The sequence below is a fragment of the Methylomicrobium album BG8 genome, assembly GCF_000214275.2.
Lineage (GTDB): Bacteria > Pseudomonadota > Gammaproteobacteria > Methylococcales > Methylomonadaceae > Methylomicrobium > Methylomicrobium agile.
The window spans coordinates 2,672,646-2,695,868 of sequence record NZ_CM001475.1; the positions used below are offsets into that span (position 1 = coordinate 2,672,646).

General features: G+C 50.7%; 32 protein-coding genes and 1 pseudogene. 19 read left to right on the forward strand and 14 right to left on the reverse strand.

Translation table 11 applies throughout. The features are described 5' to 3' along the window. Positions 1 to 44: 44 nt before the first annotated feature. From METAL_RS20845 to METAL_RS11445, 8 genes are all read right to left on the reverse strand, one after another. Positions 45 to 431 carry a trehalase-like domain-containing protein gene (locus METAL_RS20845; RefSeq protein WP_213069374.1) on the reverse strand — a complete coding sequence of 129 codons (387 nt, stop codon included), beginning with the start codon at positions 429 to 431 and terminating at the stop codon, positions 45 to 47. Next, positions 431 to 1,831 carry a glucose-6-phosphate dehydrogenase gene (gene zwf, locus METAL_RS11405; protein ID WP_005372462.1) on the reverse strand — a complete coding sequence of 467 codons (1,401 nt, stop codon included), beginning with the start codon at positions 1,829 to 1,831 and terminating at the stop codon, positions 431 to 433. The genes METAL_RS20845 and zwf overlap by 1 nt, the downstream gene beginning before the upstream one ends. A 276-nt stretch (positions 1,832 to 2,107) precedes the next feature. Then, complete coding sequence (locus METAL_RS11410) at positions 2,108 to 2,548, reverse strand: glutathione binding-like protein (protein ID WP_245549352.1); 441 nt, start codon at positions 2,546 to 2,548, stop codon at positions 2,108 to 2,110. Between the two features lie 553 nt (positions 2,549 to 3,101). Then, on the reverse strand, positions 3,102 to 3,326 hold the full coding sequence (locus tag METAL_RS11420) for a hypothetical protein (protein ID WP_031431804.1): 225 nt from the start codon (positions 3,324 to 3,326) through the stop codon (positions 3,102 to 3,104). Positions 3,327 to 3,638: 312 nt separating this feature from the next. Beyond that, positions 3,639 to 5,273, reverse strand: coding sequence for an IS66 family transposase (gene tnpC, locus METAL_RS11430; protein ID WP_005368386.1), 1,635 nt, complete (start codon positions 5,271 to 5,273; stop codon positions 3,639 to 3,641). 74 nt (positions 5,274 to 5,347) lie between these two features. Beyond that, the gene (tnpB, locus tag METAL_RS11435; protein ID WP_005368390.1) at positions 5,348 to 5,698 is read right to left on the reverse strand and encodes an IS66 family insertion sequence element accessory protein TnpB; all 351 of its coding nucleotides are present in this window, start codon (positions 5,696 to 5,698) and stop codon (positions 5,348 to 5,350) included. Continuing rightward, the gene (gene tnpA, locus METAL_RS11440; RefSeq protein ID WP_005368392.1) at positions 5,686 to 5,973 is read right to left on the reverse strand and encodes an IS66 family insertion sequence element accessory protein TnpA; all 288 of its coding nucleotides are present in this window, start codon (positions 5,971 to 5,973) and stop codon (positions 5,686 to 5,688) included. The genes tnpB and tnpA overlap by 13 nt, the downstream gene beginning before the upstream one ends. Before the next feature lie 550 nt (positions 5,974 to 6,523). Then, positions 6,524 to 7,237 (reverse strand): NUDIX hydrolase, encoded by a 714-nt coding sequence (locus tag METAL_RS11445; protein WP_005372468.1) that lies wholly within the window; start codon positions 7,235 to 7,237, stop codon positions 6,524 to 6,526. 159 nt (positions 7,238 to 7,396) lie between these two features. On the opposite strand from METAL_RS11445, the gene METAL_RS11450 reads away from it, so the two are divergent. From METAL_RS11450 to METAL_RS11460, 4 genes and pseudogenes are all read left to right on the forward strand, one after another. Beyond that, positions 7,397 to 8,419: an SPFH domain-containing protein gene (locus METAL_RS11450; RefSeq protein ID WP_005372475.1), complete on the forward strand. Its 1,023-nt coding sequence runs from the start codon at positions 7,397 to 7,399 to the stop codon at positions 8,417 to 8,419. After that, positions 8,416 to 9,339, forward strand: coding sequence for a diacylglycerol kinase catalytic domain-containing protein (locus METAL_RS11455; protein WP_005372477.1), 924 nt, complete (start codon positions 8,416 to 8,418; stop codon positions 9,337 to 9,339). Before METAL_RS11450 ends, METAL_RS11455 begins: the two co-directional genes overlap by 4 nt. Positions 9,340 to 9,543: 204 nt before the next feature. Then, positions 9,544 to 9,687, forward strand: a pseudogene (locus tag METAL_RS22145) (IS701 family transposase); the annotation flags it as partial. 91 nt (positions 9,688 to 9,778) lie between these two features. After that, positions 9,779 to 10,498, forward strand: coding sequence for a hypothetical protein (locus METAL_RS11460; protein ID WP_031431806.1), 720 nt, complete (start codon positions 9,779 to 9,781; stop codon positions 10,496 to 10,498). Here METAL_RS11460 and METAL_RS11465 read toward each other — a convergent pair. Then, positions 10,495 to 10,878, reverse strand: a complete 384-nt coding sequence (locus METAL_RS11465) for a pyridoxamine 5'-phosphate oxidase family protein (RefSeq protein ID WP_005372480.1) — start codon at positions 10,876 to 10,878, stop codon at positions 10,495 to 10,497. The two genes, METAL_RS11460 and METAL_RS11465, sit on opposite strands and share 4 nt — an antisense overlap. Positions 10,879 to 10,914: 36 nt before the next feature. Then, positions 10,915 to 11,961 carry an IS701 family transposase gene (locus METAL_RS11470; RefSeq protein WP_005372482.1) on the reverse strand — a complete coding sequence of 349 codons (1,047 nt, stop codon included), beginning with the start codon at positions 11,959 to 11,961 and terminating at the stop codon, positions 10,915 to 10,917. A gap of 88 nt (positions 11,962 to 12,049) precedes the next feature. Here METAL_RS11470 and METAL_RS11475 point away from each other — a divergent pair, with 88 nt between their 5' ends. The 3 genes from METAL_RS11475 (at position 12,050) to METAL_RS21600 (ending at position 13,967) form a co-directional block, all read left to right on the forward strand. Next, entirely contained in the window at positions 12,050 to 12,430 is a 381-nt protein-coding gene (locus METAL_RS11475) for a flagellar transcriptional regulator FlhD (protein ID WP_245549353.1), read from the forward strand. Positions 12,431 to 13,133: 703 nt separating this feature from the next. Beyond that, positions 13,134 to 13,358 carry a hypothetical protein gene (locus METAL_RS21595; RefSeq protein WP_245549354.1) on the forward strand — a complete coding sequence of 75 codons (225 nt, stop codon included), beginning with the start codon at positions 13,134 to 13,136 and terminating at the stop codon, positions 13,356 to 13,358. A gap of 168 nt (positions 13,359 to 13,526) precedes the next feature. After that, positions 13,527 to 13,967, forward strand: a complete 441-nt coding sequence (locus METAL_RS21600) for a tyrosine-type recombinase/integrase (RefSeq protein ID WP_051040373.1) — start codon at positions 13,527 to 13,529, stop codon at positions 13,965 to 13,967. Between the two features lie 250 nt (positions 13,968 to 14,217). On the opposite strand, the gene METAL_RS11490 is transcribed toward METAL_RS21600, so the two are convergent. The 4 genes from METAL_RS11490 to METAL_RS20855 form a co-directional block, all read right to left on the reverse strand. Continuing rightward, complete coding sequence (locus METAL_RS11490; RefSeq protein WP_005372495.1) at positions 14,218 to 14,556, reverse strand: type II toxin-antitoxin system HicB family antitoxin; 339 nt, start codon at positions 14,554 to 14,556, stop codon at positions 14,218 to 14,220. Continuing rightward, entirely contained in the window at positions 14,543 to 14,800 is a 258-nt protein-coding gene (locus METAL_RS11495) for a type II toxin-antitoxin system HicA family toxin (protein WP_005372497.1), read from the reverse strand. Before METAL_RS11495 ends, METAL_RS11490 begins: the two co-directional genes overlap by 14 nt. 133 nt (positions 14,801 to 14,933) lie before the next feature. Continuing rightward, entirely contained in the window at positions 14,934 to 15,590 is a 657-nt protein-coding gene (locus METAL_RS11500) for a nuclease-related domain-containing protein (protein WP_005372499.1), read from the reverse strand. Between the two features lie 95 nt (positions 15,591 to 15,685). Next, positions 15,686 to 15,955 (reverse strand): hypothetical protein, encoded by a 270-nt coding sequence (locus tag METAL_RS20855; RefSeq protein WP_005372501.1) that lies wholly within the window; start codon positions 15,953 to 15,955, stop codon positions 15,686 to 15,688. A gap of 104 nt (positions 15,956 to 16,059) precedes the next feature. On the opposite strand from METAL_RS20855, the gene METAL_RS11505 reads away from it, so the two are divergent. The 12 genes from METAL_RS11505 to METAL_RS20885 all read left to right on the forward strand — a co-directional run bounded on the left by METAL_RS11505 (position 16,060) and on the right by METAL_RS20885 (position 23,213). Then, the gene (locus METAL_RS11505) at positions 16,060 to 16,275 is read left to right on the forward strand and encodes a hypothetical protein (protein WP_005372503.1); all 216 of its coding nucleotides are present in this window, start codon (positions 16,060 to 16,062) and stop codon (positions 16,273 to 16,275) included. 11 nt (positions 16,276 to 16,286) lie between these two features. Beyond that, positions 16,287 to 16,775: a hypothetical protein gene (locus METAL_RS20860; protein WP_157203479.1), complete on the forward strand. Its 489-nt coding sequence runs from the start codon at positions 16,287 to 16,289 to the stop codon at positions 16,773 to 16,775. Between the two features lie 5 nt (positions 16,776 to 16,780). After that, complete coding sequence (locus tag METAL_RS20865; RefSeq protein ID WP_005372507.1) at positions 16,781 to 17,047, forward strand: hypothetical protein; 267 nt, start codon at positions 16,781 to 16,783, stop codon at positions 17,045 to 17,047. A gap of 539 nt (positions 17,048 to 17,586) precedes the next feature. After that, complete coding sequence (locus METAL_RS11510) at positions 17,587 to 17,928, forward strand: hypothetical protein (protein ID WP_005372510.1); 342 nt, start codon at positions 17,587 to 17,589, stop codon at positions 17,926 to 17,928. Between the two features lie 71 nt (positions 17,929 to 17,999). Then, a complete protein-coding gene (locus METAL_RS11515) occupies positions 18,000 to 18,236 on the forward strand; it encodes a hypothetical protein (RefSeq protein ID WP_005372515.1) in 237 nt (78 codons plus the stop codon). Between the two features lie 78 nt (positions 18,237 to 18,314). After that, the gene (locus METAL_RS20870; RefSeq protein ID WP_084675394.1) at positions 18,315 to 18,506 is read left to right on the forward strand and encodes a major capsid protein; all 192 of its coding nucleotides are present in this window, start codon (positions 18,315 to 18,317) and stop codon (positions 18,504 to 18,506) included. Between the two features lie 23 nt (positions 18,507 to 18,529). Then, complete coding sequence (locus tag METAL_RS20875) at positions 18,530 to 18,913, forward strand: hypothetical protein (RefSeq protein WP_213069376.1); 384 nt, start codon at positions 18,530 to 18,532, stop codon at positions 18,911 to 18,913. Between the two features lie 49 nt (positions 18,914 to 18,962). Then, positions 18,963 to 19,796: a hypothetical protein gene (locus METAL_RS20880; RefSeq protein WP_005372516.1), complete on the forward strand. Its 834-nt coding sequence runs from the start codon at positions 18,963 to 18,965 to the stop codon at positions 19,794 to 19,796. Positions 19,797 to 19,842: 46 nt separating this feature from the next. After that, entirely contained in the window at positions 19,843 to 21,096 is a 1,254-nt protein-coding gene (locus METAL_RS11520; RefSeq protein WP_005372517.1) for an IS256 family transposase, read from the forward strand. Between the two features lie 214 nt (positions 21,097 to 21,310). Continuing rightward, positions 21,311 to 21,832 (forward strand): virulence factor TspB C-terminal domain-related protein, encoded by a 522-nt coding sequence (locus tag METAL_RS11525; RefSeq protein ID WP_040578340.1) that lies wholly within the window; start codon positions 21,311 to 21,313, stop codon positions 21,830 to 21,832. A 2-nt stretch (positions 21,833 to 21,834) separates the two neighbouring features. After that, positions 21,835 to 22,107, forward strand: coding sequence for a DUF2523 domain-containing protein (locus METAL_RS11530; protein ID WP_005372519.1), 273 nt, complete (start codon positions 21,835 to 21,837; stop codon positions 22,105 to 22,107). Further along, positions 22,104 to 23,213: a zonular occludens toxin domain-containing protein gene (locus tag METAL_RS20885; RefSeq protein WP_005372520.1), complete on the forward strand. Its 1,110-nt coding sequence runs from the start codon at positions 22,104 to 22,106 to the stop codon at positions 23,211 to 23,213. The genes METAL_RS11530 and METAL_RS20885 overlap by 4 nt, the downstream gene beginning before the upstream one ends. The last annotated feature ends 10 nt before the right edge of the window (positions 23,214 to 23,223 follow it).

The window sequence follows — 23,223 nt, forward strand, 5'->3', positions numbered from 1 at the left end:
TCCGGCCCCGCGGTCGCCAAGCGCATATCGCCCAATTTCCGAACTCAGGGTATGATAGAACCGTAATCGAAACGGATGATAAGTTCCATGCGCAGGGTCACTCGCCCACTTAACCCTTCGACGATACGCAGAACATCCCAGCGCTCAGCCGAGAGCGGCATGCAGTCGATGATTCGCACGGCACCGTCGTCCGTCTCGAATTCAGTTTCCAGAATCAGGGTGCCATCGCGGTACTTGCGTCGAATGCTGCGGATCTCTGCGGCGGGCGCGATCAGCCAGCGCCCGTGCCCCGGCTCTCCCAGCAACGCCGCGAAACACGCGCCCGAGTCAAAGCGGGGAAAGCAAAGCCAATCGATGGAGCCGTCGCGGCCGACCAATGCCGCGGTATGACAATCGCCGATCAGTGCGTAGTCTTCAATCGGAAGGGGCATCAGTAAACCTCGAGGTTGTACCAGTAGCCGTCCGCAGCGATGAGTGTGTCCGCCTGTTTCGGTCCCCAGCTGCCGGGCGGGTAAGGATGCGTTCGGTGATGCGTATCAAGAACCGGATCGACCACCGCCCAAGCGGCCTCGACCGCCTCTTCACGCGTAAAGAGCGCGCTGTCGCCCGCCATCGCATCACTCAACAGCCGCTCATACGGCAGTTCCGCTCCCGGGTACTCGTCCAACAAAAATAGCTCGTGCTGATCGCCAACGAATTCCTTGCCCGCGCGTTTGACGCGCGCGGCAAGTGCGACAGCCGAATTGGGGGAAAGCCGGAAGCGCAGGTAATTGGCTCGCCCGCCTGCCGGGGCGGAATCGTCGAACAGTCGTTGCGGTGGCGGCTTTAATTCCACCAAAACCTCGGCTGCCGTGGTAGCCAGGCATTTCCCGGAACGCAGGTACCATGGCACACCCGCCCAGCGCCAGGAATCAATGAAGAGACGCAGGGCGCAGAAGGTCTCGACATCCGAGTCCGCCGCCACGCCCGGTTCTTTGCGGTAGCCCGCGTACTGGCCGCGCACCACGTCGTCCGACGTTAGCGGCCGCATGGCATAAAATACCTTGGCTTTCTCGCTGCGGACAGCATTGAAGCCTTGATACGCGGGAGGCTCCATGGCGAGTAACGCGACGATCTGAAACAAGTGATTCTGAATGACATCACGCAGGCAACCGGCAGTTTCATAAAATGCACCGCGTCCCCTCACCCCGAAATCCTCGGCCAGGGTGATCTGCACGCTGGCCACGCAGTTACGGTTCCAGATCGGTTCGAGGAACGAGTTGGCGAAACGGAAATAGAGGATATTCATGATGGCCTCTTTTCCAAGAAAATGATCGATACGGAAAATCGAGTCTTCTGCGAATTCCGACCGCGCGATGCGATTCAGTTCACGCGCTGAAGCCAGGTCGCGTCCGAACGGTTTTTCGACGATGACACGTGCTTGATCAGCCAAACCCACGGCACCGAGGCTTTTGATAACCGTGGCAAACAGGGCGGGCGGAATAGCAAGGTAATGTGCAGGCCGACGAATATCCCCCAATGCTCGTTTAAGTGCCTTGAATGTAGGCAGGTCATTATAATCGCCGCCCACATACTGGAGCCGGGAAAGAAGGTGGTCGAGAGCGTCCCGATCATCAATTTCGCCGGCATGCTGGATGCTGTCCGTCGCATGGATACGCAGCTGCTCCAGGCTCCACGGCTGGGCAGCGACTCCTACCACCGGCACCTTGAGAACACCGCGCTTGGCCATTGCGTAGAGCGCAGGAAAGATCATCTTGTAAGCGAGATCGCCCGTTATTCCGAAGATCACCAGCGCATCGGCTGGCGTTTTGCGACTATGTGAATTGCCCATCGCAGCGCTCCTTTTTCTTCTCATTGTGCCCACCAAGCGCACTCCATTCGCGGGTTTTCACCATGCCTTGGCATGAGCGTTTTCTGACACCGTCGTGGAGACGCCAATGCAGCTTTTCGCCGGTCAAGTCAAAGCGGTCCGCCACGATAACAAAAAATCATGAAACATCATTGGGTCTCGAGAGAGATCCAACGAAACCGGCACGGGTTTCTTCCAGATAAAGTTTGCCGGATATCCTGTAAGAGGTTCCTCCATAGGGGGTTAGTGACGAAGCCCCTATGCCCGCATGGCCTCCCCCACCGAGGGCCGGGCCGCGACTTGGGTAAGGTAATCCTGGAGCCTGGACCACTTCTTGAGATCGACTTTCAGCAAAGCGCTCCAGTTAAGGATGGTAAAGAGATAGGCATCGGCCACGGTGAACGAATCACCCGTCAGATAAGGCTTACCGTTGAGCTGATGCGTCAAATAATCGAAACGTTGGCCAAGCCGTTCCAACTGAGTTTCCCGCCATTCCACGGGGATTTTAGGGTTGAACAGCGAACCAAACAGCTTGTGGAGCTCCGAAGAGATAAAGTTCAACCACTCCATCAAACGGTAGCGCTCCTTCGTTCCCAGTTTAGGCGCTAACCCGGACTCCGGTTTTTGATCCGCGAGATACTGCAGAATGACCGCCACTTCGGTCAGGATTTCCTCCTCATCGAGCTGCAAGGCAGGCACATAGCCCTTGGGATTGATCGCCAGGTAGTTCTCGCCGCGCTCGGTTGCTTGTTGGCTAGATCCACCTTTTCCAACTCAAAGCGGTAGGCCGCTTCATACAACACGATATGCGGAGCCATCGAACAGGCGCCCGGTGTAAAATAAAGTTTCATAACATGTCTCCTTTCGTTAAAAATAATCTGATTACTTTTAAACGCGCATTAGCGATAAAATTTTGATTACCCCTCGCATGCTAGGTTCAGCGATGCCTCTGATGCTTTATTATTTCCATGACCCCATGTGTAGCTGGTGCTGGGCATTCAGGCCGTGCTGGCAAGACATCGTGGCGGGCCTTCCTGAGTCTGTCCGAAGCCGACGCGTTCTGGGCGGCCTTGCGCCTGACACGGAGCAGACGATGCCCACCGCCATGCAGGCCAAGCTGAAGGCAATCTGGCAGACGATTCAAGAAACGGTTCCCGGCACGCCATTCAATTTTGAATTTTGAGACAAATGTACGCCTCGACGCGCCACTTCACGCCGTTTCGAATTCTCCAGTCGCTACGACCCATTCGTGCTATCCGTCGAGCACGAAGCTTTGAAGCGCAGCAAGCTCAGTCGGACCGCCGCGCGTGGCGAACGTACGCCCTTTGTTCGTTTCCACCATTTGGATAACGACCTGGCGCCCAAGAACGAACTCGAAAAGACAGTTCAGGAACAGGAAACGTTCCGGCTGATGGGAATGCTGGGCATGTGCGAACTGTGCCTGATTCGAGAGTTCGACCTTTGCAAATTCACCCATGGCTATACTCGGGTCAACGCTTGAGCCGTTTGGGCGCTACTTCTCCGCCTTGCATCCAGGGGATGCAAGCACCTACCGCTACGTATATACCCTGCTGCACAGCTATGCCCATCTATTCACGAAGGCGGTAGCCGAACTTTCGGGTCTGGATGTTGGATCCCTCGGCGAGTATCTCTTCCCTGCCAACCTTGCGTTCGTGGTCTACCGTAATGGCACCACGATGGACTTGGGCAATCTCTCGTCACTATGGCGAAACGAGAACAACCGTAAGCGGCCAGCGGAACCACATAGCCAGGACTAAAACGTTATGATTTAATCCGCGAAGCGAAGAGGCAGAAGCTCGTCGATGCGACTGTTGGGCCAAGTTGGGAGCTTTTCCAGGGTTTCTTTTAGCCATACCGCTGGATCGAACCCGTTGAGCTTGGCGGTGCCGAGCAAGGTTTGAATGATGGCGGCACGCTGGCCGGCGCGTTCGGAGCCTACGAACAACCAGTTTTTTTTGCCCAATGCAATCGGACGAATGCTGTTTTCGATCGGGTTATTGTCGATCGGCAGATCACCAGTCTCGGCGTAGCGCGTGAGCGCAGCCCATCGCTTCAAACTGTAGTCGATCGCTTTGGCGGTGGCACTGCCGGGCGCGGTGCGCAAACGGGTTTGCTGAAGCCAGTCGTGGAAGGCTGCCAAGGTCGGCAGCGTTTTTTCGACACGCAGGGCTTGGCGCCCATCGGGCGTTAGGTCACTCCCTTCGGCTTCAATCGCATACAGCACCGCGATGCGGTTCAAGGCTTCGTGCGCGATCGGGCTCTGGCTGGCCTGGAACAAGTCGAAGAATTTCCGCCGTGCATGCGCCCAACAGGCGAGCTCGATGCACGGTTCAAGCAGGCGTTGATCCTCGGGATGCGCGCGGGCGGCCGCAAACAGGGCTTTGTAGCCGGCATAGTCGTCGACGACGAGGTGGCCTTGCCAGTCTTGCAGAAACTGCTGCGCATGCCGGCCGCTGCGGCCGGCTTGATAGTCGAAGACGAGGATCTTCGGTCCCGGCTGCAAGTCGTTGCTGCGATACGCCCACAAATAGGCCTTTTTCGTTTTGCCGTTGCCGGGATCCAATTGCGGCACCGGCGTCTCATCCGCATGCAGGCAATCGCGTTGCAAGAGGTGCCAGGCCAGACGGTCTGCCAAAGGCTCTAAGGCGACGCCGAGGCGTCCGACCCAGTCGGCCAGGGTGGAGCGGGACAAGGTTACGCCGTCGCGGGCAGCGATCTGTTCCAACCGGTACAGCGGCAGGTGATCCAGAAATTTACTGATCATCACCCAACTCAACAAACCGACCGCCGCCATGCCGCCATCGATCACCGCCGGCGGAATCGGCGCCGCGGTCACGGTTTCACAGCGCCGGCAGGCATATTGCGGGCGGATGTGCCGATGCACGAAGAACTTGGCCGGCTCGACGTCCAGTTGCTCGGTCACATCCTCGCCGATCTTGACCAAGTCCCGGCCGCAGTGCCCGCAGGTGCAGGACTCGGGTTCATGCCGGTGCTCGACGCGGGGCAAGTGAGCGGGCAACAGCTGACGACCGGCACGCAGGCGTTTCGGACGAGCCACCGTTGCACAAGGGCTGTCATCCTGCAGTTGCTCGACTTCGGCTTCAATCGCCGAAATATCCGTGTTCCAGGTTTCCTCGAAGACATCCCGCTGCAGCGGAGCCAAGGCTTCGCTCTTGGTACTGAAACGGATGCGCTTGTAATAGGCCAACTCGTGCGTCAGCGCGGCGATTTTGACCTCTTTGGCTTGCAGGCTGGCGTCCTTCGTTTGCAGGAGTTGCTGCTGATTCGCAATGGTTTGAGCATCCTGCGCCGCTTGCTCGACAAGCGTCTGAAGCATTGCCGCGACTTGGGCTTTAGCGGCCGGTTCCAGGTTGAGTTGATCGAGTTCAGCGAGCAAATTCATGGGGGATATTATACCGCACTCATCCCCTGAAAGCCTTGATATGACTGATGTTCAAGAGGATTTTATCGTTAACATCAGACTCGCCATTCCGCCGAGGGTTGAGCCGATAACCGTTGCCAATCGACACCGGCGGCCAACCACTGCCACTGGGCCGGACTGATCGCAAACACCGGATCAGAGGCCTGGGGCCAGACAAAACTGCCTCGATGCAAGCGCCGCTGACAGAGCCACACGCCATTGCCGTCCCACAGCAACAGGCGCAAGCGGTTGCCGGCACGGTTGCGGAAGATGAAGGCCGACCCAGCACACGGCGAATGACCCAGGCTCTGCTGCACGATCGTGGTTAAGCCATCCAGGCCGCGCCGCATGTCGACCGGCGCCACCGCCAGCCAAATCTGTGCCGGGCTCGCGATCAGGCCAGGCATCGCAACAGCTCCGCGAGCCAACTCGCCGGCATCGAAGCCGGCAGTTCCAGGCGATGGCCCTGAGCATGGGTAAAGACAATGACCTCAGTGACAGCCGGTTGAATCTGCACCGGTATCAAGGCCGTCGAATCCTGCTTGGGTAATTTGCGATAATCGCTCAGCCGTGCTGTGAACGTACGGACATTGAGTTGCTGTGCTGCGCAATACGCGGCTTGCGACAAACCACTGCGTTGCCACGCTTCGATATGCTGACGCCATTTCGCTGTGATGGCCATGCTAAAACTCCTGATCAAAAAAATCACAGGATGCCGCAGACGAAAACTATTTTATAGGTGGCTCGGATGGACGCTTACGAACAACCGATTCCTCGCCCTGCTCCTTGAACCAACCTCGCATCGCTGCAACTCCGGCAGCTTGTGCGATTTCAGTGGCGGTGCTTGCCCAGATTGCATCATGGTGCCAGAGACCACATGCATCGCCCAGAACCAACTGCTATCTCGTGCCGTGCTTCGGGCGGCCTCGCGCCACGTGAAGACCTAACCCATAAGGCCCAGCGGATTCCTGGTTTCCTTGAGGTAAGCATTGGCGCTCCAACCAACTGAGCACACTGAGGCTTTGGTAGCCTTGGCTCCATACAGCCAAATCGGTACCCCAATTTGCACAGCGATTGCAGAAGGTCGCCAATTGGTACGGTGAACTTGCTGACTGGTCAGGGATAATTCCCAGCGTTCACGCGTATCAAGCGCAGGTAGGCAAACATCAACGAGGTTACAAGTTGCCCCGTCTTCGCAGATAATCGCTTTTGAAAAATACCCATCGAGTACTTCAATCCTCCAGGTTGCGCACAAAGGTGTAAGCACCGGAGCTCTGTTTCATCCGGTAGAGAACGGCCGGACGGCCGCCTTCCGAACGTTTCTTCCCAGTATCGATCAACAATTCCGCCTGCTCTATACGCCGACGAAAAGATTTTTTCTGCAAGGCTTTACCGATCAATACTTCATGCAAGTGCTGGAGCTCCGGCAAGGTGAAGATTTCCGGCAGCGCATAAGCCGGTATGATCGAATACAATGCCTTTTGCCGCATGCGTTCCCTCGCCAGATTGATGATCGCCTGATGATCGAAGGCTAAATCCATTTGACCGACTTTATCTAAGGCCAGCCATTGCGCATCGGCCACGGTCGAAATATGAGATGCGCAAGCTTGATAAGCCATCAAGGCCGTATAGGCAACCGTTACCGACCAGCCGCGCTTATCGCGCTCGGCATTGCCGATACTTTGTAATTGCTCCAGATAAGGCGGTTCTATCCCCGTCTTCTCTTTCAATTTACGCCGTACCGTCTCTTCCAGGGTTTTGTCGTGTTCCAGGTCGACGAAGCCGCCCGGCAAGCCCCATTTGCCCCGATCGGGATGGTTTGCGCGCTCGACCAGCAGCACTTTCAAGCATTCTTCATGATAGGTAAACAGCACCGCATCCACGGTCACTAGAGGGCTGTCATAGTGGTGTTTATTATATTCGGCTAAAAACTGTTTTTCGTCCATTGTAACGTTCTGTATTTGTGGCCTTTTAGCAATCGGTTTAGGAGGAATGAGCATTGTCTCAAAAATTTGTGTCTTTTTGTCACTTTTAGACTTGACAATTAAGTAACTATAAGTCACTATTTAATTTAGAGACTAAAAGACACTAATAGGAGAAAAACCATGCTCGTTATCAAATACTTCAAAGCCGATGCTTCGACCTTCGTCATCAAAACCGTCAACGGCACAGTCCGGAAAAGAGGCAAAGGCTTGAGCTTTTTCTATAACGCCGCTACGGATTCCATCGCGGCGGTGCCGGTCAACGCCCAGGAGACACCATTCATTTTTAAGCTATTGACTGCCGATTTCCAGTCGATGACCGTACAAGGTCAAGTGACCTATCGGGTGGTGGCACCGGAAAAAATGGCCGAGATGCTGAATTACAGCCTCAAAAACGACGGCCAGACCTACGTGTCGGAAGACCCGTTGAAACTGGCCGATCGGGTGATTCGGATCGTGCAGTCGATCGTACAAAACAAAGTGCAAGTCACCGGGCTTCGGGAGGCTTTAAAGCTGGGGCAAACGCTGGTTACGCTGATTCGAGAACAACTTGCCGAGGATCTTTCGCTAGCGGGCTTGGGTATTGCGTTGCTGGACATCTCCATCAGTGCCCTGCAACCCACGCCGGAAACGGCGCGCGCCTTAGAGGCAGAAGCCCGAGAAGCGATTCTGAAGGAAGCGGATGATGCAATTTATAACCGTCGTAAATCCGCGGTCGAACAGGAGCGAACAATCAAGGAGGCCGAACTGCAAACCGAGCTATCGATGCAGCAAAAGGAACAGGAAATCGAGGAATCACGCCTCCTGAATCAGCGCGCGATACAGCGTGGCCAAGCCGAGACTGAACGTGAACGCTTACAGGCCGAGATCGCTGCTGAAACCCAGCGCAAGGAGTTGATCGCCCTGAGCAGCGAAAACAGTCGCCGGCAAGCGGATACAGAAGCCTATGCAATTACCGAACGGATGAGGGCCTTCAGGGAATTGCCGGTCGAGAACCTGAAGGCCATCGCCATGGCTAAAATGGAGCCGGAGCAATTGATGGCTCTGGCCTTCGAATCTCTCGCACAGAATGCCGCCAAGATCGGCGAGCTGACTCTCACGCCGGATCTGTTCGGCCATCTCATCAAAAAATCGGTACAACCATGAGCGAGCCTTATCAATACCGCTTTATTCTGGTGGTGCGCAAAACACGCTTACAGGAGTTGATCGAGCGCTTCAATACCTGGCCACAGGCCCGGTTTTACCTGGAGCACAATCAGGTCGATGCCCAGGATTATCTGGATGAACATGATCTTTATCAACGGCGGATTCAGGAAGCGGAGCGGACGCTGAAAGCGTTAGGGCGGTTTCAACGGCTGGAACGGGGCTTGCTTCCGAACTACCAGTTCAGCCCGGCCGATATTGTGATCACAATCGGCCAGGATGGTTTGGTCGCCAATACGTTGAAATATCTTGACGGCCAGCCGGTGATTGCGATCAACCCCGACCCGGGCCGCTGGGACGGCAAACTACTGCCTTTCGAAATCGGCGAGTTGAAGGGGGTCGTGACGCGCACCTTGGCTGGCCGCTCGGCCTGCAAAACGATCACCTTTGCCGAGGCGAAGACCAATGATGGTCAACGCTTGCTGGCGGTTAATGACCTGTTTGTCGGGCCGAAGAGTCATACTTCGGCACGCTACCTGCTGGCGTGGAACGGTAGCCAGGAAACCCAGTCATCGTCGGGGATTATCATCTCCACCGGCTTCGGCTCGACCGGCTGGTTTCAGTCGATCCTGGCCGGTGCTTTGGGAGTAGCTGGCGGTGAGCACCATCCGCTTCAGGGCGGCTTCGCCTGGCATGAATGCCGTCTGCAATTTACCGTGCGCGAACCGTTTCCAAGCCGGACCACAGGCACTAGCCTGGTATTTGGCGCAATCACACCGGAGATGCCTCTCCAATTGGAATCTCAAATGCCTGAAAACGGCGTAATCTTTTCGGACGGCATCGAATCCGACTATCTGACGTTCAATTCCGGCACGGTGGCGACAATCAGCCTAGCGGCAAGCCAAGGCCAATTAATTGTTTGAACATCAATTCAAAACAAAAAATTAACAAAGGGAGAACCACCAATCACAAACCATCTGCTACCGTATTGCTAGCTTGGTTGTTTTGCCAATGCGGCATAACTTGCCTTTATTGCCCAACAGGATTTACGCAAAAAGCTTGATAGCGAAGGGCACACCATGAGGGGGTGAAGGTCAAAAATACCGGCCTCATTCTTTTATAGTGCCATGACGCGTTTAGACTATTGGCAATTTCTGCTGGTCAGCCAGATCAATTATACGTTGACCTATTTTGCCGATCACCATGACGCTTTCAGCCACGATGCCATCAACCGCTACCTGCGGCGAGAGCGGATGACGCCGCGTCTGATAAGCTGGGCCCCTCACTCACATGTCTCGCGTTTGCGCTTTAATACTCCTGCTGTTCGCTTACTCTGCGAGATCGGCAGTGCCCGATCCCATCATGAAAGGCTTACTGCCGGGGACGATTACCTTCATCGGCGAGTCCCATCAGCATGCCGAGTCGGCCGAACTGGTTAGAGACTTGGTTTCTGGCCATATCAAGCAAGGACAATGCCTCATTGTGGCACTTGAGATCGCGGACAATCAGCAACCCGCGCTTGATCGTGCACTACTCTCCGGAGCTGCTGTATCTTCTGTCCAGATTCCCGCCTCAATCGATCATCCAGCAATGTGGAACTTAATTGAGCATCTAGCAACTTTAACAACACAATCGGCTTGCCTAAACGTTGTCGCGATCGATGCGGGCCCCCATAATCCGCGTGATAGGGATGAATGGATGGCTGAGCGGTTAGCTGGCTTAGTCGGTGACAGTCCGGCCCTGGTGTTGATTGGGGCTTTGCAGACTTTGAAGAAAGTCAATTGGCTCACCAAAAGCGGCAGACCCTCTGTAGCAGAAAGATTAGCAGCCAGAGGTTTTCAAGTCAGATCATTTCCGCGGCGATGGCTACCTGAACAATGCATAAACGGCAAACATCGGCATCAGCATTTCGTAAACCCTGATTCCGAGGAAGCTTTGACGATTTTGAATGAGTCTCTGATGGCATTAATTAATGCCAAGCCGCAGCAGTCAGCGCAAGGAGTGGTGGATGGCTCTGTGGTATGGGAATGTGATAACCCATCTCTCGCATCACGATTCCGACCAGATATAGTTTCACTTTAGCTAAGTAAAGGGATACAGTCTGAGCCGCACCCGCGCGCGGCGGAGGCCGCCGAGGTGTCGGGTCGATGCAGTACGCCTCGCGTCGGCGTGACGCTGATTCGCGCATCGGCCCCGCTGCCGATCACGCACCCATCGCCGTCGACGATCAGGCTGTAGCCTCCGGCCTCGATCGGCGGCCACAGCAGGCTGAGCAACGGACGTGCATCGGCGTTGGCGACGCTGCGCGTCCCGGTGCGCGTTAAAATCCGATCTCCTTGCCATTCGATCGATACAGCCACCGCATGCGGCCGGCCATCGTTACCCTGCGTCAACAGATAAGGGCTGGTACCGAAGCGCGCGCTTTCTGCGCGCAAGCGATCAATAGAAAGCATCTCACTCATATGGATACCTCAATCATTTACTTTGAATGCCAGGACTTACGCAAGCTGCATGCGGAGTGATGAATTTCTGAGTTGTTGGCAAAGGTAATCATCAAGTAGGTCCTGTTTCAATTGATAAACGGTGCGCCCTGTTGCATAGGCGAATTGCTTCCGTCGAACCCAAACCAGAAAGGCACAGGCAATGTGATTACGTTGAATCCGGGCGGTTCGGCACTGGCAGCGTTCCATTCCGGTGACCTGTTTGCCTTCGCGGTGCAGTTGCTCGATCTTCCAGCGATAGCCGCACACCTGTTGTGTGGCCATCAGGGAATGCTGAGTGGGATCGTTGGTCACGACCCAGTCCGTGCGGTGAGTGGACACCGCAACCCGGAACAATTGCACTTTGTGGTGTTTGGGAAAACCTTTGATCTTGATGCGCTTGCCGTGTTGCCGTTCAGCCGACGCCCAGGTCAGCGCATCGACCCGTTGATACGCGCATTCACCCCCGGAATCATCCACTTGGCGGTTAGCCTTGAGCGGACAATAATAGACTCTTTGCAGGGACTCGATGAACAACATCAGGTCTTTGGTCGCATACCCAGTGTCCATCAGCACGGCGTGAAATGGCAAGTGCTTGTGATAGACTGCATGGCTGAGCATGTCGTGGACATGGCCCAGCGTGGATTTGCCGTCGCCCTCGGGATCGTACAGCCGGTAATCGATCAGCCAGAATTGATCCAACGCCGGATTCACATAGACGCAGGTGACGACGCCAATGCCGCGGATCAGGCCATGGGCATTGCCGCTGTATTGGCAGCGCACTAACTCGATCTGCCGAGAGTAATCTTTGTCCAGCACGGTGTCGTCGAAGAGGAGATAACCGGTGAGTGTGGGGACGATGTCGTCACGGACGTTATCCCATATCAGCCGCGGCGTCATCCGCTCGCGCCGCAAGTAACGGTTGATGGCATCGTGGCTGAAGGTATCGTGGTGATCGGCAAAATAAGTCAACGTGTAATTGATCTGGCTGACCAGCAGAAATTGGCAATAATCCAAGCGTGTCATAGCGGTATGAGAAAACTGTTTAGACCTTTTGACCTTCATTTCCACACAGTGTGCCCTTTATCGTGCGTAAGTCCTGCTTAAAAACAAATTTCAGCTCGCTAACATGGCGCCTGAGATAGACGAGGTCATGAAGTCAGCGTTCAACAATCTGGATGATTATTTTGAGCGCCATGCCACGCTTCATAATAAAGCATGTGATGCAGAAATTTATGAACTGAATCTCACCTGGCTGATAAAAGCCCGTGAATTGGCGAGGGAAAATGCGATTCTTGCGGAGTTAATGATGGGTATTGCCGAAGAAGACGTACGGTTGGCGATCAGTCAATTGCCCAATAAGGACATTCAGCATATTGCTCAATCAGGCTGGTTATGTTTTTCGCCCCGATTTACATCCCACTTCATACGTAGTATGACCCGTAGGCAGCATGACATCGTTGATGTGCTTCTAGGATTTAGTGGTTTCCGCCGCATGGGTCATCGCAAAGGACCTAAAATCGAGGCGGATTGAGTTGGTAAAATGTTCTCACTGTGAGGCTTCTATTCTAAATAAAGGCTCGCGAAGATATGGCCGATCGATGTTGTGTTTGCAAAACCACTTATTAAAAATGAATTTATCGTAGCTTTTTTTAAAAATTCCGATTCGAGTTTTTAAATCTATAGTCAAGCCAAGGGTTCACCTTCCAGTAATATTGCCGCGCCTGATACGACTCAGGGATGCGCCATTTTATTTGGGTATGAATCGAAATCGATTCAACACTCTGGTTCGCCCACTGCTTACAGAAATTCCTATCGGTAAGCAAGGAGTTGCATTTGATAGGCTTGACTTGGATGCTTGGGTGGATGACTATATCACTCGCAACGGGCGTCTTGATCAACCTAATGGAGGTTCATCATGGGACGCAGGAAAACCCCAGGACTCGTCAAACGCGGCGATTTCTGGCATATCGACAAAAAAGTGCGAGGCAGACGCCTTTGCGAGAGCACTGGCGAAAGCGGCCTCGAAAAAGCGGAAGAGTATCTCGCCCGTAAAATCGAAGAAATTCGGCAAGCCTCAGTCTATGGAGTAAGGCCTGTTCGGACTTTTCGAATGGCAGCGGCGAAATTCCTGAATGAAGCTACAAAGCGAAGTTTATCCAGAAACGCAGATTGTCTAAAACAATTGGACTCCTTTAGCAGATTGTCTAAAACAATTGGACTCCTTTATTGGAGATATGGAAATCAGAAAAGTCCATATGGGCTCGCTGCAACCTTACATTAAAGCAAGAAAACAACAGGGTATAAAAAGCGGTACCATTGCGCGGGATCTGGCAGTCGTTCGCAGAATACTCACGCTTTCAGCACGAGTTTGGTGTGATGAAAATAATCAACCATGGATTGATACGGCACCATTACTGCAAATGCCCAATGGGAAGATGCGGCTGAACCGTATCCATTGACATGGGATGAGCAGGAGCGGTTTTTTAAGCTTCTGCCCGATTATCTTCATAAGATGGCGCTTTTTAAAGTGAATACAGGGCTACGCGAACAAGGAGTCTGTTGGCTGAGATGGGATTGGGAGGTTAAGGTCCCTTCGCTGATGACATCCATTTTCATAACCCCTGGAAATGGCGGTTTGTTATGATGACGGGATTTGGCCTGGGGAGAAAAACAAGGAAGACCAAATTGTCGTTCTAAATCGTATTGCTCAGTCGGTAATCGAAAGACAACGTGGACTGCATTCGATGTACGTTTTTCCTTTTGAAGGTAAACGTCTGGTGCGGATGTATACCACGGCATGGAAGAATGCTTGGAAAAAAGCCAAGCTTCCCTGCGATGGATCTTTTAAAAAGGGACCTCACAATTTGAAGCATACTTTTGGAAGACGTCTAAGAGCAGCGGGTGTATCGTTTGAAACGCGTAAAGTGCTTCTGCATCATACGACAGGAGATATAACCACCCATTACTCTTCAGCTGAGTTGCAAGAATTGATTGATGCGGTGAACAAAATCTCCAATATGGAAAGTGGTATCTCACTTACCGTATTGGAAAGGGCAAGGGCTGGTTAATTAAAGCCCAGGTCACGCAAAAGAAATTCGAGGCACAAAAAAAGCAGCTGCTATGGTAAGCTAACTGCTTGATTTAATTTGGTAAAGTTGGTGGGTCGTATTGGATTCGAACCAATGACAACCGCATTAAAAGTTAGTTGAAACGTAACTCAACGATATAAAAAAGTAAGAAAACCAAAGCTTTACAATTTCATAAAATCACTATAAACGACTGAAAGCGTCACAAACGTTGTCATTTTGTTGTCAGTCGTTAAGCGTGTGATTCGATGTCTTTCTTGATGGTGTCCTTGATATAGTCGTTTAACGATTTTCCGATTTCTTCTGCTCTTTTGGCTGCTTTTTCGTGCAGTTCATGGCCGATTCGGATGTTGAAGGTGCCTTTAAATGGTTTATTCGGTTCCTTTCCTACCAGTTTGCAATGTTCTAGATATCGTTCTACGGATGCTTCGAACTCTTTCTTTAATTCTTCTACTGTTTCTGCTTCGTAATTTACTAGATCATTGATAAATTCGATTTTTCCATGCATGCATTTATCTGCTACGCTTACTTTCACGCTTCCTAAATATCCTTTATATTCAAAGTGATTCATAAAAAAACCCCGCTTTTTTAATCTGCTCGATGATATCTTTTTTGGTGTAGGTTTTGATAGTGTTTCCTGGGTGTGGCCGGTGTAACAATATCGAACTTTTTTTTGATTCGTTCCAAAATTCAACGGCTGAACCTTTTTTGTCAATTTTTTGGTAGCCTAGCTTTTTTAATAGGTGTTCGACGTCATTCCATGTAGGGAAAGGTGTGTTAATGAACTCTTTAAAAAGTTTTTTTTGGTTGCTCATTTTTTGATACTTGCAACTAGAATATAGTTGCATATTATCATCTTCATTTGACAATTGCAACTATTAATTAGTTGCAGCCGAATGATTTTTATTTCAAGTTTTCCTTATTTGAATACATATTTTCTGCATTATTTTAATTGTTTTTCATCTTGCGCTTGGGTGAAAGTCTTTTATTGATGTATTCAATATGTTCTTTATTTGTTTCATCAGATTTTTCTTTTCTTTTGAATTCGATCAATCCAATTGTTTCAAGCATTTTACTATGATTTAATATGCTTAAATTCCATTCTTCTATGTATTGTATTAACTGGTTTATTTTTAGTACATGCTTTGGAAGAGAAGTTTTAAATTCCATTTTATCATTTGTAAATACAACTATTGTTTTTAGTGTGTGTTCAGGAATGTTTGTTATATTTATTATGTTCTTTATATGATTCCTGTTTTGTATTATAGGGCTATGAAAGCTGAATTTTCTTCCGCCTTTTAAATACTGTGTCCAGTTTCTATCGTTTTCTTTCCCGAAAATCCATCCTTTGTGACCTTTCGTTTCTATTACGAAAATTCCATTTTCTGAAAAAACAATATGGTCGATTTGCGTTGTTCCTTCCTCTGTTGGCAATGTGATGTCATTCATCACATAGTATTTGTTTTTATCAAGTTTTTTCAGTTCTTTTATTACTTCTAGTTCTGCTTCGTTTTGGATGTAAGAATTGCTGTTTAGCTTTTTATGCTTTCCAAGCCTGAATCCTATGTACAGGCATATCAATGATGATGTTACGAGCAATAGCATGTCCTCTACCTTTACGTTCTTTGCAAAAAAACTAAGTATAGATACTATTCCTTACATTGTATCTCTGAACCAATTTTCTAGCGCCTTCGATGCGGTCAAGTACCCGTCCCTAGATTTTTTCTGACCTCTTCAATATCTGGGCTGATCTGTCCTGCTTCCGGGATCGTTTTGCCTGTTGTTATCCAAAGTGCGTATTCTGGCCATAGATTACACACTGCTTCTATATGTTCTTCTGTAGCTCGTATTGGGTCTTTTCTTTTGATGTTGGCCCATTTAGCTCTATCTATGCCTGTTAGTTCCTCCATTGTTTTTGGTGTTTTTCCTTTATGGTCAATGACCTTTATTAATCTCTCTCTAAGCGTCATAAATAAGTGCTATATTTGCATTTAACATTTGACATATTACTAAATGAGTGCTATATTTACACTTAAATGGTAAATGTTCCTTAGCTGCTTTCTATAGTACCACAATGACCGACCAAGAAAACCCAAACCTAAGCTACCTAACCGCTGTATCCGTTCCGGTCCTTAGCCAGCAAAGATTTGCCGAACTGACCGGCTTTGCTCCCGGAGTCGTCGAAGGCTGGATTAATCGCGGCTACATCCCATCGATGCTGATTGGCAAGCATCGTGTCGTCAACATGGTTTTGCTCACGCAAGAATGCGTAGACCAAGCGCAAAAGTAAGGGGAAATAAAATGGCTATATCAAAAGAATTTCTTGCTCAAACTCGTAATGTTTTATTTCAGCAATTCCTTCAGGCATATGACCTTCATGATCGGCTGTATCGTTTGAGAATGTCGATGGATTATTCCCATCCCGCTTATGAAAAGTCGGTTAGGGTTTTTAATAAAGTTACAAGACGATTTTATCGCCGTTATGAGGCTTTTAAGGCTTTTCGTGAAATTGAAGAGCGCGAAAAAGCTCTTGAAAATTCTCAACCTGAATTAAAAGTAATTCCTGGCTGGCAGTATTCCAATCTTTTTACTTTGCCTTCCGCTCTTATTTCAGTTACTCAAACAGGGCAATCAATTAAATATCCTGTAGGCGGTTTATATTCTGAGATTTCTTATAGAAGAAAAAGAATAAGGGGTTTAGGGAAACGGTTATATGTAAGGTCAGTAGTATTCAGTAAACGTGTTTTTCCTTTTCCTATTACATATCAATACAATATTATTCCCGGTTAAATCTTATGAACGAACTAAACGACTTATTGCCTCCCTATCGTGAAGGCGAAAACCAAAAACAAACCTATCGTAAATTTCAATCTGCTTTACCGACTGATATTTACGTACAGCTTGAACTCGATGCAGCCAAGCGCGGATTGACATTCTATAAACTTGTTCAGTCCCTGTTAACCCTCTACGCCAATGGCCGCTTACAAGTGAAACCCAACGGCATTCCGGCACAAGGCCACGGCCCAGCTTCATCCAGTGAAACCGCCCATGTGCAAAACTAACTCCTTCTATCAGTCTTACCAATCTGTTGGAAGGGGTCTTGGGTGGGGCCGCTCGTCGTCGCTTTCGGTCGCGGCTGCTTTTTCCCCATTGAGGCGCGCCTGTCAAGGGTCCGAGGGACGAGTGCCCTTGACAGGCGCGCCTCAATGGGGAACTTTGCCGCGTCGGACCGGAAGCAAAGACGGGCGGCCCCACCCAAGACCCAAGGGTGGGGCCGTGAGTCCGAGCAGAGGGAGCGATCAAAAGGCCGTGGCCTTAACGTATCAAAAAAAGGCCCTGACCGATTCGCCGTTCAATGCGTTAGGGATTGGAGTGGAAATCACTACATTGAGCGGCCTAGAGCGAGTTAAGGAAAAATCTATGGAGCAACGCGGAATAGCATTTTTCCTTTACTCGCTCTTAGCCGCTCAAAGTAGTGATTGGAACGGAAAGCCCGGGCCGAAGGCAACGCCCAAAAGAACATAAGGTCACTTTCCCTTATCCATAAAAAGAAAGAAAACAGCACTTAATATCATTAAAACCATAATCCAAGGTAACTAATATGCAAACCGTACTTCAAGGCAACATCCGTTCAGTAACCAAATACTCAATGGACTCCAATTCCGGAATTTCCATCTTCCTTGAACAACAAAACGAAGGCCTAAACGAAAACATCATCGGCAACGAAATTCTCACTATTGGCGGTCCCTATGAAATGGCTATCACCTTCGAAGCCTACGCCAACGAAGGACTCCTTCCGGGCGAATTCGAACTTCGCGTAGTCATAGGCCGTGGTGCTGGCGGCAAAGCCAAACTTACCTGCTTAGCCGTAAAAGACCCGCGCTTAACTGCAAAGCTCAATAGCCAAAACAAAGAACAACCTGGACAAAACAAACCGGCTTAACGAATACCCGTTCTAACACCCTCAAATCCATATTTAAAAACAAACTTTAATCTGTATACGGGTTATTTTCCATGAACGATTCCTTAAATCAATACCAACAAGCGGTTTCCGATCTGATGGGTCAATGTGGTGACATTATCCATATGCTTGATGATTTATATTTCTTTGCTTTGTTTACCACTTTCTCTGTTGGTGTGATTTTCGGACATCTTGCTAGTGGCATGTTTACCCGTATTGATTTCTATTTTCGTCATGTAATCCGGGAACGTGCTAAAGCCCTTCGTTACAGGCAAAACAAACTCTCTTAACGAATTTCCCTTCTTAAGGGAACTCCGCTACCAGTCGGTCACTGGTTTTTTTTAATCTTGAAATTATGAGGTGAAAACATGAAAACAACTTCTAAAGTTGCCTTAGGTGCCGGTCTGACCGGCGTAGCAAACTTGGCTGCGGCTGCAGTTCCTGCTGGCGTTTCTACAGCCCTTGGTGATGCTGCAGCGGATGCAGCTACTATCGGCGGTCTGGCTTTGGTCGCTGTCGTCGCGGCGGTTGCCTTTCAGTACATGCGCCGCGCTCTTTAATCCATCTGCCGGGGGGTCGGCTAATGCCGCTCCCCGGCATTTTCCCCGCTCCTTTATTGTGCGATTTATGTATGCCAAACCTCTTTCGCGGATATTGCTATCCCTCCTTGTCTGATGCCGCCAATGCTGAGATTTCGCTCCCCGCTATGCCTGCGGATGATGGTGTGGCTGTTGCAGTGGCATTCTCGGCGCTTGCAGATGATACCGCCAACATTACCTATCGCTTTCTTTTACCGTCCGGGCAATCCGATTACATCCTGACTCGCGTTTACCCAAGCTGCTCTAGCGTCGGTTATCTAACCAATTATTCCGGTCTCGAACTCTCTGATGTCATTGAAGTTTCCTTTGGTATCGTCTTGTGTTGGGCCGTGGCCTTCGGTTTTAAAACAATGAGGCGTGCATTATGACACCTGACTTTTATCTGATTGCCGTTTACATGGCCTTGACGGGTGCAGCATGGATTATATTTTTCGGGGATTGACTAAGTTGTCTTGTATGCGGGCCGTGGTTAAATTTTTTGCTTTGGCTTGTGTTGTGTCTGTTGCTTATGCGGATACTTATCCCGCTGTTCCAGCCTATTTTAACAACCATAGCGTGGAGTTTTCTTCGCTAGCTGCTGTGTGTGCCTCTCTGGATTTAGCCAATCCTCCCTATGTGCCTGATGGATTGGATTCTCAGCAAAAAGCCTATTTTTGTAAAAATTCCATTGGCGTCCGTTATTCCGGATCTGTGCTTTGGCGGTGCCCCTATGGGGGGGCTGTAAATTTTTCGCCTCCCTATGTTTGTTCAGGCGCTCCCGCCTGTCCTGTCGGCATGACGCGTGATCTTACTACGGGTGAATGTTCTGGCGGCTGCGCCGGTCAAGCCGGTGATTCTCAAAAATTAGCCGTCAAGGCGGGTACGTATGAAAGCTCGTCCGACGAGGTATATGATGCTGATGTCGGACGTTCTTATAACAATACGGTCTCGTATGGTGGTCAGGAATATGCCTTCATGTATCCTGATGATTTCGCTGGTACTTGCTGGTCTGAATTGACTGGCAATCATGCGGTGTACTGCGATTACAACGCTTTCTCCACTGGCGTTTGTTCTGATGCCGGCGAACAGGCGAAAACTCAAACGCCATCTAATCCGTCTGTTCCTGCATCGAAAAGTGCTTCGGGTAATCAATGTGTCACGGATGCCAAGGGCAATACTATTTGCAGTAGCTCGCCTAAGGCCAACCAAAAGTGTGGTGAGTTATGCTTGAAAGTTGTGGATGAAGGAATGAGGAAAGCGGCGTATTCTTGATGGTCTTCAAGGTCATCAAATCCTAACAAAGAGGAGTGAATACGCCATGAGCAATGATAAGGTCATCCCGTTAAAAACGCTAGCGGGTGCGAGCCCTATAGCCGATGCTTTAACCGATGTCTTGCGAGAAGGCGCCCAGCGAATGCTGGCGGTGGCGATCGAAGCGGAAGTCAGCGCCTTTCTGGAGCGTTTTCAAACGGAAAAGACTCAAGCCGGTTTGCAGCGGGTCGTGCGCAATGGCCGCTTGCCGAAACGCACGATCCAGACTGGCATCGGCGACATTGAGGTTTCGGTACCGCGCATCCGCGACCGCGCAGGCCAGCTACGGTTTACTTCGTCGCTACTGCCGCCGTACTTACGGCGCACGAAGACCGTGGAGCAATTGTTGCCCTGGCTGTATCTGAAAGGACTTTCGACCGGAGACTTTCAGGAAGCGCTCAGCACCCTGTTAGGCCCCGAGGCGCCGGGCTTGTCGGCGAGCACGATCAGTCGCTTAAAGGAAAGTTGGAAAGACGAGCAGCAGTGCTGGTCGCGCCGCGATCTCTCGCACCAGCGCTATGTCTATCTGTGGGTTGACGGCATCCACTTCGGCGTGCGACTGGAAGATGCGGCGCAATGCATCCTGGTGGTGATTGGGGCGACACCGGAAGGCAAGAAGGAACTGGTGGCGCTCTCTGACGGTTACCGGGAAAGCGAAGCTTCCTGGCGGGAAGTGTTGTTGGACCTAAAGTTGAGGGGCTTGAGGATCGATCCCCAATTGGCGATTGGCGACGGCGCCCTCGGCTTTTGGAAAGCGCTGCCGCAGGTCTTCGGTACGACGCGCAGTCAGCGCTGCTGGGTGCATAAGACGGCCAATATCCTGAACAAGCTGCCCAAGAGCCAACAACCGAAAGCCAAGGCGGGTCTGCATGAAATCTGGATGGCAGCGAGCCGGAAGGAAGCCGAGACCGCGTTCAGTCGTTTTCTGACCGTTTATCGGCCGAAGTACCCGAAGGCAGCGGACTGCCTGGAAAAGGATCAGGATGCCTTGCTCGCGTTTTATGATTTTCCGGCAGAGCACTGGATTCATATCCGGACGACCAACCCGATCGAATCCACCTTCGCCACCGTGCGACTGCGCACGGCCAAGACGCGGGGCTGTGTCTCGCGGGAGAGCATCCTGGCGATGGTGTTCATGCTGGTCAAAAGCGCCGAGCGCCGCTGGCTTAAGTTACGCGGCGTTGCACGCCTGGCCGAAGTGATTCAGGGAGTTTCCTTCAAGGATGGAGTACGGGAAGATCAGGAGAAAGTCGCCGCTTAATCAATGTCCCGTACACAACATTTGACCATTTCTCAAGTGTGGTACCGTCAACGGTACTGAAATTTGCGTTGATCAGACCAACGGCGTCGGTACTGTCAACGGCCAAGCGTACCAAACTAGCGACAAGAACTGTGGCCTGGTCAACGGTCAGCCCGTCTGTGTTTCAAATAATTCTAATTCGCCGACTACCACGGCGTGCCTCGTTAATGGCGGCGTGAAAGCCTGCGTCAATGAGGATGTCAAGATTGATTCTCAAACTACCCAAACTCGTAATCCTGATGGATCCATTACCACAACGGAAACCAAAACCGACAATATTATCGGCCATAGTCCTGTGGTTAAAAGCACGACTATCGGTACGGATGGCACCGTAACTACCGTTTCGACGCCCGGACAGATTGGCGTCGGTGATGGTGTAGCGCAAAACTCCGGTGGCGGTACGGCGACTCAGACTGATTGTGATAAAAACCCGAACTCAATCGGCTGTTCCTCCTTTGGTGAAGTACCGGGGGCGGATGATATAGGTGAGCAGAATGCTGCCGGTATTGGCATCAGTCCTGTTTCCCTAGGTGGTGGAGGTTCTTGTCCTGCGCCTTTGACTGCGACTTATTTGGGCAAACCGATCACTTTCCGATTCGATTTACTCTGTCAATTCGCCAACATGATACGACCGCTCATTATTGCAGTGGCTTGGCTTTCTGCAGGCCTGATTGTGTTGGGTGCAATTAAGGAATAATCATGCAAACTCTCGCTGCTTTTCTTATCTCGATAGCTGGCTCCTTAGCGTATCGTGTTCTATTCGCGCTTGGCTTTACAGTTGTCAGCTATGCCGCGTTCACTGCTTTGGCTGATAATGTCGTCATGCAGTTTCAAAATCAATACAACTCGATACCGGGTGAGGTGCTTCAGATATTGAACTTGGGTGGAGTCGGTCAAGCCTTCGGCATTATCCTGGGTGCCCTCGGTAGTCGGGCCGCATTAATGGCTGGGAAAAAGTTGGCGCTCAAATGATTACCTTACTCACTGGTACGCCTGGGGCAGGCAAAACCGCTTGGCTTGTTAATCACCTGTTTATTGAAGGCGTTGAAGAATACGGTCAGCGGCCATTATTTGTTCACGGCATCCCCGCGCTCACGGTTCCTCATGAGGTCATCAAATGCCGTTCCCCGCTATGCCGTGTCTGTGAGGCTGTACAGGGCGAACATCCTTATGCTGATGAATGGCATCAATGGGCTCCGGATGGTAGCTTGATTGTCCTGGATGAGGTGCAGAACGTTTTTCGTCCCCGCTCCGGTTTCTCTCCTGTCCCGCCTGCCGTTGCTCGCCTTGAAACCCATCGCCATCAAGGGATTGATTTCTTTATTGTTTCGCAAGGCCCTCAGTTGTTTGACGTGAATATCCGCCGTCTCGTTGGTCGTCATATTCATCTTCGGGCTACCAGTCTGGGCCGCTATCAATATGAATGGCCGGAATGCCATGATCTCAGTAGTTATGCCGGTACAGATAAGCGGCCTTACAAGCTTTCTAAGGCGGCTTTTAAGCTCTATAAATCCGCCGAACTTCATACTAAACCTGAACGTCGCAAGCCTTTAGCTTTCTATGTGATTATTATCGCCTTGTTGGCTTTGATTCCTTTAACGTATAAAGTTTATCAACGTATTCATGGTTTTATCGAGCCCGAATCCGTTATGGTGCAAAAAACAATTCCACAAGTTCAGCAAAACGGGCTTGCTCACCTCGCGCCTCTGCCTTTGCCATCTCCTGGCAATTCTAATCAATTCGATTTTCATCCGCGTGTCCCTGGACGGCCTGAAACCGCTCCGGCCTATGACGGCATGGTCGAAGTTGTTACGGCTCCTGTCGTAATCGGCTGTGCTTCTGGTCCGGGATGGTGTCGATGTTATGCGACTAAGGGATATCCCTATCCCGCTACTGAACAATTCTGTCGTGATTACCTTGCCGGCAAAGTTCCTACCTACATCCGTGCTAAGCATCTTTATCCGGTGCAAACTGACCAATCTCAGGATTCTTCTCGTATAAGTCAAATGGTAACTTCTAACATAGGTCGAATTAATTATTTTCCAGCCTCAAAATCAAACGAAATTAATAATCAGTAAGTTGCAAGTG

Coding starts and splice junctions, on each gene's coding strand:
- METAL_RS20855 (WP_005372501.1), bottom strand. CDS start 15,955: ATGACGCTTAGAGAGAGATTAATAAAGGTCATTGACCATAAAGGAAAA.
- METAL_RS21595 (WP_245549354.1), top strand. CDS start 13,134: ATGGAAATCAGAAAAGTCCATATGGGCTCGCTGCAACCTTACATTAAA.
- METAL_RS11450 (WP_005372475.1), top strand. CDS start 7,397: ATGCTCGTTATCAAATACTTCAAAGCCGATGCTTCGACCTTCGTCATC.
- METAL_RS11475 (WP_245549353.1), top strand. CDS start 12,050: ATGAAGTCAGCGTTCAACAATCTGGATGATTATTTTGAGCGCCATGCC.
- METAL_RS11470 (WP_005372482.1), bottom strand. CDS start 11,961: ATGAAGGTCAAAAGGTCTAAACAGTTTTCTCATACCGCTATGACACGC.
- METAL_RS20860 (WP_157203479.1), top strand. CDS start 16,287: ATGGCTATATCAAAAGAATTTCTTGCTCAAACTCGTAATGTTTTATTT.
- METAL_RS20875 (WP_213069376.1), top strand. CDS start 18,530: ATGCCGCTCCCCGGCATTTTCCCCGCTCCTTTATTGTGCGATTTATGT.
- tnpB (WP_005368390.1), bottom strand. CDS start 5,698: ATGCCTGGCCTGATCGCGAGCCCGGCACAGATTTGGCTGGCGGTGGCG.
- METAL_RS20870 (WP_084675394.1), top strand. CDS start 18,315: ATGAAAACAACTTCTAAAGTTGCCTTAGGTGCCGGTCTGACCGGCGTA.
- tnpA (WP_005368392.1), bottom strand. CDS start 5,973: ATGGCCATCACAGCGAAATGGCGTCAGCATATCGAAGCGTGGCAACGC.
- METAL_RS11515 (WP_005372515.1), top strand. CDS start 18,000: ATGAACGATTCCTTAAATCAATACCAACAAGCGGTTTCCGATCTGATG.
- tnpC (WP_005368386.1), bottom strand. CDS start 5,273: ATGAATTTGCTCGCTGAACTCGATCAACTCAACCTGGAACCGGCCGCT.
- METAL_RS11455 (WP_005372477.1), top strand. CDS start 8,416: ATGAGCGAGCCTTATCAATACCGCTTTATTCTGGTGGTGCGCAAAACA.
- METAL_RS11490 (WP_005372495.1), bottom strand. CDS start 14,556: ATGAATCACTTTGAATATAAAGGATATTTAGGAAGCGTGAAAGTAAGC.
- METAL_RS11520 (WP_005372517.1), top strand. CDS start 19,843: ATGAGCAATGATAAGGTCATCCCGTTAAAAACGCTAGCGGGTGCGAGC.
- METAL_RS20845 (WP_213069374.1), bottom strand. CDS start 431: ATGCCCCTTCCGATTGAAGACTACGCACTGATCGGCGATTGTCATACC.
- METAL_RS11500 (WP_005372499.1), bottom strand. CDS start 15,590: ATGCTATTGCTCGTAACATCATCATTGATATGCCTGTACATAGGATTC.
- METAL_RS11445 (WP_005372468.1), bottom strand. CDS start 7,237: ATGGACGAAAAACAGTTTTTAGCCGAATATAATAAACACCACTATGAC.
- zwf (WP_005372462.1), bottom strand. CDS start 1,831: ATGGGCAATTCACATAGTCGCAAAACGCCAGCCGATGCGCTGGTGATC.
- METAL_RS20880 (WP_005372516.1), top strand. CDS start 18,963: ATGGATTATATTTTTCGGGGATTGACTAAGTTGTCTTGTATGCGGGCC.
- METAL_RS11530 (WP_005372519.1), top strand. CDS start 21,835: ATGCAAACTCTCGCTGCTTTTCTTATCTCGATAGCTGGCTCCTTAGCG.
- METAL_RS11510 (WP_005372510.1), top strand. CDS start 17,587: ATGCAAACCGTACTTCAAGGCAACATCCGTTCAGTAACCAAATACTCA.
- METAL_RS11420 (WP_031431804.1), bottom strand. CDS start 3,326: ATGGGTGAATTTGCAAAGGTCGAACTCTCGAATCAGGCACAGTTCGCA.
- METAL_RS11465 (WP_005372480.1), bottom strand. CDS start 10,878: ATGAGTGAGATGCTTTCTATTGATCGCTTGCGCGCAGAAAGCGCGCGC.
- METAL_RS21600 (WP_051040373.1), top strand. CDS start 13,527: ATGGCGGTTTGTTATGATGACGGGATTTGGCCTGGGGAGAAAAACAAG.
- METAL_RS11505 (WP_005372503.1), top strand. CDS start 16,060: ATGACCGACCAAGAAAACCCAAACCTAAGCTACCTAACCGCTGTATCC.
- METAL_RS11495 (WP_005372497.1), bottom strand. CDS start 14,800: ATGAGCAACCAAAAAAAACTTTTTAAAGAGTTCATTAACACACCTTTC.
- METAL_RS20885 (WP_005372520.1), top strand. CDS start 22,104: ATGATTACCTTACTCACTGGTACGCCTGGGGCAGGCAAAACCGCTTGG.
- METAL_RS20865 (WP_005372507.1), top strand. CDS start 16,781: ATGAACGAACTAAACGACTTATTGCCTCCCTATCGTGAAGGCGAAAAC.
- METAL_RS11460 (WP_031431806.1), top strand. CDS start 9,779: ATGAAAGGCTTACTGCCGGGGACGATTACCTTCATCGGCGAGTCCCAT.